Here is a 2,385-nt window from a genome sequence, read left to right as displayed (position 1 = left end):
TCCTGTGGGACTGCAGATGTTTAAGGTTGCTGTCTTGGATAAAAATAATTTTTCTGTGGATTTGCGCAAGCTTATTTTGATGCTCTCCATCGTCAGTGGGCTTGTGATTGTGGTCAGTGCTTTTTATGCGGCCTACAGCGTGCAACGGCAGCAACTGATTCAGGCATCTCTGTCCAACAACTATGTCTATGCGGACAAGCTGGCAAAGACGACCGATGATTTTCTCGGCTCCGCGCAGCAGCAGTTGATGTTTTCCGCCGCTGTTCTGTCGGGCAAACTGCATGACAAACCGACCCTTGCCTCGGAGGTCGACAGAATCAGGTTGCAGACGGACAGTTTCAATTCGGTCTTGATCGTGGATGTGACCACCGAGGTGCTGGCCACTTCTCCGGAAGCCTTGCAAATCACCGGCTTGAAACTCAGTACCCCGGGGGTGCTGGAGTCGATCCAAAAACAGGCCCCGGTCATTAGCAATCCTTATGTTTCGACAGCCGGCAATTTGCTGATCTTCATTTCGCACCCCATTTTTTCAGGGAGTGGGGATTACCTGGGATTTGTCGCCGGCACGGTGTATCTGAAAAAAAAGAGCGCGCTGCACCGTTTACTGGGCGAGCATTATCACAAGGATGGTTCCTATATCTACGTGGTCGACCAGAACCGGCGCCTCATCTACCACCCGAATGCGGCCAGGCTGGGCAAGACCGTCGACAACAATCCGCTGATCGACAGGCTGGTGCAGGGGGATGAAGGCGAGTCCATCATCGTCAACAGCGAAGGGGTTGAAATGCTCACCGGATTTGCGATTGCACGCACCACCGGTTGGGGGGTGGTCGCACAGCGGCCCATGCGTGCCGCGCTGGCGCCGCTGGATAATCTCATGCAGCAGGTGGTCTACAAGACGCTGCCCGCGGTGATTCTGTGTTTTGTGGTGATTGTGTGGTCTGCCAAGAAAATATCGATGCCGTTGCGCATGCTGGCCGATGGCGCGCAACGCATGAATGACGATGGAACCGAGAAAAATATCCAGAATGTGAAGTCCTGGTATTTTGAAGCCCAGGAGCTCAAGAAAGCCATGCTGCTGGGGGTCGGGCTGTTGCACGGAAATATCAGGAAACTGCGAGAGGATTTGCACAAGGATCCGCTGACAGGGCTCGGTAATCGCAGGAGTCTGGATGCGGCACTGCGGAAATTCAAAAGTCTGCAGATGGACTTTTCCGTGCTCTCCATTGATATTGATTATTTCAAGACAGTCAACGACACCTATGGCCATGATGTCGGTGACATGGTGCTGCAGCATTTGGCGCAGTTTCTGTCGCACATCTGCCGTGTGGATGACGTGCCCTGCCGCGTGGGTGGGGAGGAATTCGTTATCTTGCTGCCCGGCACCCAGAAGGTGGACGCCGCCAAGATTGCAGAAAGACTCCGGCAAAACGTGGAAGCGACAGAAATTCCTGTGGTCGGCAAGATCACGATCTCCGTGGGCATCTCCTGCTACCCACAAGATGCACGCGATGTGTTGGCGGTGTTCAAACACAGCGATGAGATGTTGTACCAGGCCAAACGCTATGGCCGCAATCGGGTGGAAGTCTTCCAGCCCGAGTGTGGAGATGCCTAAGCATCAGCCTGAACCGTGTTGCATGCTGTGCACCCAGTTGGGACGCAAAGCCAGCGCAGCGATGCGCTGTGCCAGTTGCTGCGTTGGGAGGCGAGTGGGTTGTCGTGTCCGGCAGGATGTGGCGGCCGGCTCGTCGGTTGGGTGCTGCGTTTGCAGTCGAGCAATATTTAGGAGTCGTGGGCTATGGCTCATTTAGTCAATGCAACATGCTCTCGAAAATGAATCTCAGTCTGTCTCTGAGGCAAGGCGCAGACCATGGATAGCTGGTGCAAGGTACCTGTGTCGCAAGGCGTTGTTGCATAAATCACCCTGAGGCCGATCTACCCCAAACCTCAGACGGATTTACGCAGCAGCGACCGTCTGGGGTGTGCCCAGAGCGGTAAATTGATTGAGGATTGACGCTCGAATATTGAGCTCGGCCACCTGGCGTTCAAACGTCCTGGCCATCACCTTCTCGCCCAGGCGCTTGAAGCAATTCATCTTGGTCTCCACCAAAGACCTTCGGTGGTAGCCGCTCCAGCGTTTCCAGATAGCCCGCCCCAACTGCCTACACGCCTTGACCGCTTCATTGCGGTGAGCAAATGCCAGCCCCTTGCGTAGCTTCGCTCCCTTGCGTGGCGGGATGATTGGAATGGCTCCCCGCAGGTAGCAGGCCTCATGCACATCCTTGGTGTCATAGGCCCCATCACCAGTCAAGCTAGCTACCTGTTCATGGCTGGGGATCTGGCCCAGTAAGACAGCGGCCATGGGCGAGTCACCTACTTCATTGG

Annotated in this window: 2 protein-coding genes; one reads left to right on the top strand and one right to left on the bottom strand. The window is 55.1% G+C overall.

The window, feature by feature from the left end:
• The coding region (locus tag CA2_RS17055) for a sensor domain-containing diguanylate cyclase (protein ID WP_369441278.1) at positions 1–1,615 on the top strand (1,615 nt) is incomplete at its 5' end.
• 342 nt (positions 1,616–1,957) lie between these two features.
• Here CA2_RS17055 and CA2_RS17050 read toward each other — a convergent pair.
• The coding region (locus tag CA2_RS17050) for an IS5 family transposase (RefSeq protein WP_042420349.1) at positions 1,958–2,385 on the bottom strand (428 nt) is incomplete at its 5' end.

This window comes from Comamonas aquatica NBRC 14918 (assembly GCF_000739875.1).
In the GTDB taxonomy this organism is placed as follows: Bacteria; Pseudomonadota; Gammaproteobacteria; order Burkholderiales; family Burkholderiaceae_C; genus Comamonas; species Comamonas aquatica.
This window is presented reverse-complemented; position numbering and strand designations above follow the sequence as displayed.